The 7,164-nt window shown below is 57.4% G+C and carries 5 protein-coding genes and 2 tRNA genes; all 7 read right to left on the bottom strand.

The window, feature by feature from the left end; genetic code table 11:
• Positions 1-3 precede the first annotated feature (3 nt).
• Positions 4-79, bottom strand: a tRNA-Gly gene (locus I2G40_RS02950).
• Positions 80-184: 105 nt separating this feature from the next.
• Positions 185-931: an anti-sigma factor antagonist gene (locus tag I2G40_RS02945; RefSeq protein WP_195544126.1), complete on the bottom strand. Its 747-nt coding sequence runs from the start codon at positions 929-931 to the stop codon at positions 185-187.
• A 77-nt stretch (positions 932-1,008) separates the two neighbouring features.
• Positions 1,009-3,354 (bottom strand): GAF domain-containing SpoIIE family protein phosphatase, encoded by a 2,346-nt coding sequence (locus tag I2G40_RS02940; RefSeq protein ID WP_195544125.1) that lies wholly within the window; start codon positions 3,352-3,354, stop codon positions 1,009-1,011.
• 59 nt (positions 3,355-3,413) lie between these two features.
• Positions 3,414-3,503 (bottom strand) — tRNA-Leu (locus I2G40_RS02935).
• Positions 3,504-4,096: 593 nt separating this feature from the next.
• The gene (locus tag I2G40_RS02930) at positions 4,097-5,125 is read right to left on the bottom strand and encodes an ABC transporter ATP-binding protein (protein WP_195544124.1); all 1,029 of its coding nucleotides are present in this window, start codon (positions 5,123-5,125) and stop codon (positions 4,097-4,099) included.
• Positions 5,125-6,216 carry an ABC transporter ATP-binding protein gene (locus I2G40_RS02925; protein WP_195544123.1) on the bottom strand — a complete coding sequence of 364 codons (1,092 nt, stop codon included), beginning with the start codon at positions 6,214-6,216 and terminating at the stop codon, positions 5,125-5,127. Before I2G40_RS02925 ends, I2G40_RS02930 begins: the two co-directional genes overlap by 1 nt.
• A 2-nt stretch (positions 6,217-6,218) precedes the next feature.
• A complete protein-coding gene (locus I2G40_RS02920; RefSeq protein ID WP_035138881.1) occupies positions 6,219-7,154 on the bottom strand; it encodes an ABC transporter permease in 936 nt (311 codons plus the stop codon).
• Positions 7,155-7,164: the final 10 nt, after the last annotated feature.

Here is a 7,164-nt window from a genome sequence, read left to right as displayed (position 1 = left end):
CAATGGAGCGGACAACGGGGCTCGAACCCGCGACCCCAACCTTGGCAAGGTTGTGCTCTACCAACTGAGCCATGTCCGCTTGCGGGTTATTAATTTACGCGAGTTGTCCAAAAGACGCAAGTACTTTTTTCAAAAAAATTGCCTGCCGCATGTTCTTGGTAGCTAAACGCGCTAAAGCGATTGGCTAGGCACACGATTCCGGCGCTCCGTTAAACAGCTTCACCATCTGCACACGCGTGCCGGCGCCGTCCGTACGACGAGCAACCTCCACGTTATCGACGAGCATACGCATAAGCTTGATACCACGGCCGCGCTCCTCAGATGCGACCGGTTCGCTCGTTTCATCGATAGAGTAGCCGGCACCTCGATCAAGTACCTCGACCACAACGCGATCGCCATAGGCCTGAACCGTCAGGACGCACCCGATACCGCCCGCATGGTCATAGGCATTACCCAGCGCCTCCCCCGACGCCAATGCGACATCGTAGCGCTCGTCACGGCGCAACGGAAGCGATTCGAGGAGTTCGGCGATGCGATGTCGGTAGTATGGAAGGTTCTCGATACCTTGACGGACCTCGACGCTCTTGCTCCAGCGAGGCAGCTCCCCCACCGGAATGGCGGGAATAGACTCCCGTGCCGGACCCGCAACATGCAGGATGTCGACAAGTCGGGCAATCTCCAAAAAGCGAATAACCTCATCGGAGGCGTTAACAAGCGAAAGCAGGCCCTCTCGCCTCATGAGCTCTCTGGCACGTGTAAGCAAAAACGCCAAACCTGTCGAGTCGATAAAGCCCACGGCCTGGCAATTGATGACAACGCGACGCACGCCCCGGTCGATCAAATTATCCAACCGTCGGCGCAGCACCGGCACCGATGCGATGTCGACATCACCCGGTGGCGTCAAAACCGCTATGTCATTCCACTCATTCATACGACCATGGTTCCCAAAAAAGCCCACTCGATGCATTCGTTTCCCCAACCGTGCGGATTCAGCCCGCCCAGCGTCGTCTATGAACGACCCCGTAAAAACTCAAGGGACACCAATGCAATGTCATCGTCCAGCGCCGATTCGGTAAATCGGTCAAGCTCGCCCAAGACCTTGCCGCAAATGCCCGACACGCCCTCCCCCGAAATAGAAAGCAGAAGGTCGCGCAAGCGCTGCTCGCCAAAGAACGCTCCGGTGCGGTCGCGGGCCTCAATCGTTCCATCCGTATACATGAAGAGCATGTCGCCGGGGGCAAACGTAAACACGCCTGTCTCGTACACCATGCTCTCAAAGGCACCGATTACGCCCGATTGGCATCCAAGCAGCTCAACCTCTCCCCCACGGGCCTCGCCGCCACCCAGCGGCATCGACTCTGGCCTGATGACCATGGTCGGAGGATGGCCCGCCGAACAATACGTTGCGCGTCCGGCTTTAAGGTCAATCTTGGCGATAAAGGCCGTCACGAACGTCTCGACCCTCGAAAAGCCCATGAGCATGCTGTTAAGGGAGCGTGCCATACGGGCCGGTCCAGCGCCCTCCCAGGCATATGCCGTCAGGGCCGTCTTGACGAGCGCGGACATCGATGCGGCCTCAATGCCTTTGCCAGACACATCACCCAGAATCATGACGGCGCAGTCGTCGGGAAGACGGATGAGCGTATAGAAATCGCCGCCGACCAACGCCGAGTTCGTGGCCGACAGGTACACCGAATCGGTTGCGATACCCGGAACATCCCCCAGGGAATTTCTCATGCCGATCTGAAGGGTCTGAGCGATACGGCGCTCCTCGCGCTTTTGAGATTCGCCTTCGTAGATCAGTTCAAAGTCATGCGCCAAGTGCACCAAGTAGTCATATTCAAGATCATCAATCGGCTCTTGGCTACCATCACGAAGCAGCAGCGCGCGCGTCGTAGGGCTCTTCGCAACAGAAGCAGGAACAATCGCGTCGTTACTGTGCTTGCCATCACCCTCAGAGCGCGGGCGCCCCGCCTCGATGCCGGAGTCAACGTAGAGACCTTGACAAGGCAGACCGTGCGCCCTAAGCCAGCCTCCCATAGGCATCGATTCGTCAACGCGAGTTATACGGACGTGTTTAAGGTCCTCGGCACTCGTACCGCCCAAAACAGATGCCTCAAAGCCATCAGGGCCAGCCCCCAGACGTGCCGCTGGCGCCGTCGTGGAAAAGAAAAGCTTCTCGGGATCGTCCGGCAAAGCAACGCGACTGCCACCTTCAAAATCTATGACGTAGGAATCCAGACTGGCGTCATACTCAACAGGGCAAAAATGGCAGTTAAGCATATTGCAGATCTCGGACGATACCGCCTGGGTAGCCGCGGCGGAATCGTCTAGAAAGGCAAACAACTCTTCACGTAAGACATTGAGCGAGCGGCCAAGCTCGGCCGTGCGACGGGAGCGAAGGCTCGATGCCATGCCGACCAGCTGGATAGACAGGTAATCGCAAATGACCTCGAGCACATTAACGTCATAGGCGAGCGGTGCCTGGGGGCGTTTCCAACCAACTTCCAGCACGCCAAGAATCTGCGTACCGTAAAAAACGGGAAGACAGATCTCGCTGCGGTACGGAGGCATATCCTGCATGCGCAACAGGTGCTTAGAACGATTGTCCAGGTCCATAAACATACCGGAGGCGGCCCTATCGCCCTCAAGGTCCTGTTGAATCGACAAGCGACAGGCACGCGACTCACGAAGAACATACGTCGGAATGCCAGCGCCATACGGCAAAAACTCGGGCAGGTAGCTGTCGTACAGCTCCTTGGAAACACCGCGAAGTTTAAAACCGCCGCTCTCAGAAAAATAGATAGCGGCACCCGAAGCATCGAGCGTTCCTACAAGCTGGTTCAAAACAGTATCAAGCAGGCTGGGTAACTCATCGGAGCCCACAGTGCTCATAATGACCGAGAGCGTGCCAGAGAGACGCTTGTTCGCCACTCTAAGCTCCGATAACGCACGCTTGAGTTGACGGTCGTGAGAATACTGTTCTTCGATGCTATGGAGCGCCACCAGGACACGTGGCGCGCGGCGCCCAAAGATGCGTGGAGGCGTCACGGAGCCCGCACGAACCAAGACGGGGATAAAGGAGCCGTCACTCAGCTTGAGCATTAGTTCGTTCTCGGAGCCATCAGTTTCAAATGGCAGACAATGTTCCGTCGCACGTTCAAAAGCGGATGAGTACAGGACGTCTTTAACATCTCCACCGATGACGTCGGCGCGTTCCTCGCACATCAAACCAAGTAAGCGATTATTCACATGCAGAATGGTTCCGTCGAGCTCACAGATGATGACAGCATCGCTCGTGATCTCGACTAGTTGGGCAACGTCTGCCCACTCGTTGCGTTCAAGCGTTTCCATCGTGGACCCCACCGTCTGTCGGTAACAAAAAAGCCTCCGAAGAGGCTTCTCAAATGCGATGGTGTCGGAGGCGGGACTTGAACCCGCATGACCAAAAAGCGGTCACTAGCACCTCAAGCTAGCGCGTCTGCCAATTCCGCCACTCCGACATGCTATGTTGTTGATTTGCGGTCCGTTTTGTTGGACCCGCGCGTTCAACGAGGAAGATAATAACCTATGATTCGAGAACTGTGCAAGCACTTTTTAGAAAAAAGTTTACGAATTTGTAAATGCGCAGGTAGATCTATATGTCCGGCCCCGTATCGGTGTTGCCTCCCGGCGCGTCCTCGGGCATGAGCGATATTTTGCTACGCACTTCGTGCTGCGAAATATCGCTCCCCCTGCGGAATGCGCCGGGAGGCAACACCGATTCGGGGCCTGCAAATACGTACTTCAGACACAGTTCTCAAACATGTTCTGGGGGCTGATATAAATTTAGTGGCTCGGCTTTGCCGAGCCCTTATATGAGGAGGCCGGAGCCAAAGGTCCGGCCTCACTAACTTTTCCATTTGATTAAGTGAGCGATCGAGGAATCGCACTCCCCCTGCCGAGTTGCCGCAGGGCCCGCCCTGAAGTTATTTTTCAGAACACTCCGCAGGACGCAAGAAACCCCCGCCGCACGAAGTGCGCAGCGGGGGTTTCTTGCATGTCCGAGGACGTTCTGAAAAATAACTTCAGGGCGGGCCCGGACGATAACAACCGACTACAGGTCGATGTGCGATTCCTTAATCGGGAACGGCTCCGCGAAGTGGCAGGCGCAGCGGTGGCCCGGGGCAACTTCCTTAAACTCGGGAAGCTTCTCGGAGCAGATGCCCTGCGCGATCGGGCAGCGCGTGTGGAAACGGCAGCCGGTCGGCGGATCCAGCGGCGACGGCGGATCGCCGGCGAGGATGATGCGCTTGCGGGTCTTCTGGATATCCGGATCGGGCACCGGCACGGCAGACAGCAGCGACTGCGTGTACGGATGGTGAGGCTCGCTATAGAGCGTCTTCCAGTCCGAAACCTCGACCATCTTACCCAGATACATAACGGCAACGCGATCAGAAATGTGCTGCACGACGGACAGGTCGTGAGCGATAAACAGATACGCGGTACCGAACTTGTCCTGCAGTTCCTTGAGCAGGTTCAGAACCTGGGCCTGAATGGACACATCCAGAGCGGAAACCGGCTCGTCGCAGATAATCAGCTTAGGCTTCAGCGCAAATGCACGGGCAATGCCGACACGCTGACGCTGACCGCCGGAGAACTCATGAGGATAGCGGTTAATGTGCTCGGGGTTCAGTCCGACAACGTCGAGAAGCTCGCGGACGCGCTCAATGCGCTCCTCCTTGGTGCCCACGCCGTGAATGGTCATGGGCTCGGAGACGATCTCGCCGATGGTCATGCGGGGATTCAGCGAAGCATAGGGATCCTGGAAGATAAACTGCATCTCGCGACGCATGTCCTTGATCTCATGCTTGCTCATCTCGGCAACATCTTTACCCTGGAAGAACACTTTGCCTGCCGTCGGCTTGGTCAGGCGCATGATGGTACGGCCCGTGGTGGACTTACCGCAACCAGACTCGCCGACCAGGCCAAAGGTCTCACCCGGATAAATCTCGAACGAAATGTCATTCACAGCAGAGACGACACGCTTGGAGAAGCGCTTGGCGAACATGCCGGACTCAGCGGGAAACTCCTTAGAGAGGTGCTCGACCTTCAGCAGCGGAGTGCGCTCGTTGGTATCTGCCATTACGCCTCGCCTCCCTTCTTGGAATCCTTGCGCGTACGGGACGTCTTAGGAGCGTTCTTGAGGAACTCGGGGTCACCGGAGTAGTGGCACGCAGAGTAATGACCAGACTCGGTGACAACGCGCTCGGGGCGCTGCTTGCGGCACTTGTCCGTCGCATAGGGACAACGAGGCGAGAAGACGCAGCCCTCAGGCAGGTTCATGAGCGAAGGCGGGTTGCCGCGAATCGGCGTAAGCGGCTTCTTCTCATCGATGGCCTGCTCCGGGATGGAGCGGATAAGGCCCCAGGTGTAGGGGTGGCGGCTCTCGTAGAAGATTTCCTCAGCAGTACCGAACTCGACGGGACGGCCTGCGTACATAACCATGATCTTATCGGCCATATCGGCAACGACGCCCAGGTCATGGGTAATCATGATAATGGCGTTGCCGTTCTTCTCCTGCATCTCCTGCATGAGCTCGATAATCTGAGCCTGAATGGTAACGTCCAGAGCCGTCGTGGGCTCGTCGGCAATCAGGATATCGGGATCGCAGGCAAGAGCCATAGCGATCATGACACGCTGACGCATACCGCCCGAGAACTGGTGCGGATACTCATTGACGCGCTTCTCGGGCTCGGGGATACCCACGAGGTCCAAAAGCTCGGTGGCACGCTTGAGCGCCTCCTGCTTGGAGTAGCCACGGTGCAGACGAAGGCCCTCGCCCACCTGCTTGCCGATCTTATAGACCGGGTTCAAGGAGGTCATAGGATCCTGGAAGATCATCGCGATATCGTTACCGCGAATGTGCTGCATCTCTTCCTCAGTCATTTCGAGGATAGAACGACCGCGATAGCGAACGTCGCCGCCCTCGATCTTTCCCGGAGGCATCGAGATAAGACCCATGATGGTCATGGCGGTCACGGACTTACCGGAGCCGGACTCACCGACGACGCCCAAGGTCTCGCCGCGATCGAGCGTGTAGGACACACCGTCGACAGCGCGAACGACGCCGTCCTCGGTATGGAAATACATCTTAAGGTCATCGACCTCGAGCAGATGCTGGCCCTCGGGAACAGGCTGGTCCTTCAGGTCCACATAGTTCTTGTTCTTCTTCATCCTTATGCGTCCTTCATCTTGACGTCGAGGGCGTCGCGCAGACCGTCACCCAGCAGGGTGAAGGCGAGCACCGTCGAGAGAATTGCCAGACCGGGCATGATCATCATCCAGGGAGCAGTCAGAAGATACTGCTGACCGTCCTGAATCATGGAGCCCCACGAAGGCGTAGGCGGAATAACGCCCATGCCGAGGAAGGACAGAGCGGACTCGGTCAGAATGGCGCCACCAATGTTCATGGTCGCGTAGACCACGATGGAAGCGACGGAGTTCGGGAAGATGTGACGTACGACGATACGAGCATCAGATGCACCCATCGCGCGCGCAGCATCAACATAGTCGTTTTCCTTGACGGTCAAGATCGCAGAGCGGAAGACGCGCGCAATCGAAGGCCAGCCGAGAATACCGATGGCGATAAAGACGTTCTGAAGACCACGGCCGATAACGGCGATCATGGCGACAACGAACAGCACGTACGGGAACGCCAGGAAGATGTCCGCACAGCGCATGATGATCGTATCCCAGATGCCGCCGTAGAAACCGGCCAGAGCACCCATGACCAGACCGATCAGCGTGGAGATCGCGGTGGCCATAATTCCGACAGACAGCGAAACGCGCGCACCGTAGATAACGCGGACGAGAATGTCACGACCAAGGGCGTCGGTGCCAAACGGGTGCTCGGCACACGGAGCCAGCAGCGACGTCTCGGCCATGGTGGTCGAGTCGGAAGCCGTCGGAGAACCGAGCCAGGGCTTAGCCCACAGATCTGCGGTCAGGGCAACCACAACGACGATGATGATCCAACAGACACCGATAACGGCGAGTTTGTTCTTACGAAGACGCTTAAAAGCGTCGCCCCACAGCGTGCGGGACTTGGCGGGAGCAGATGCGGCCTTGGTGGCGGTAGCCTGCTCCTGAGACTGAGAATCAGTTTCCTGCATGAGACGTACC

Origin of the sequence: Collinsella aerofaciens, from assembly GCF_015558785.1 — a bacterium.
GTDB lineage: Bacteria > Actinomycetota > Coriobacteriia > Coriobacteriales > Coriobacteriaceae > Collinsella > Collinsella aerofaciens_P.
The sequence above is the reverse complement of the archived record's forward strand: the minus strand, read 5'-3'. Positions and strand labels throughout refer to the sequence as shown.

What these genes read in the sequence shown, in the direction of transcription:
- I2G40_RS02920 (WP_035138881.1), bottom strand. Translation starts at nt 7,154, where the DNA reads ATGCAGGAAACTGATTCTCAGTCTCAGGAGCAGGCTACCGCCACCAAG.
- I2G40_RS02925 (WP_195544123.1), bottom strand. Translation starts at nt 6,216, where the DNA reads ATGAAGAAGAACAAGAACTATGTGGACCTGAAGGACCAGCCTGTTCCC.
- I2G40_RS02940 (WP_195544125.1), bottom strand. Translation starts at nt 3,354, where the DNA reads ATGGAAACGCTTGAACGCAACGAGTGGGCAGACGTTGCCCAACTAGTC.
- I2G40_RS02930 (WP_195544124.1), bottom strand. Translation starts at nt 5,125, where the DNA reads ATGGCAGATACCAACGAGCGCACTCCGCTGCTGAAGGTCGAGCACCTC.
- I2G40_RS02945 (WP_195544126.1), bottom strand. Translation starts at nt 931, where the DNA reads ATGAATGAGTGGAATGACATAGCGGTTTTGACGCCACCGGGTGATGTC.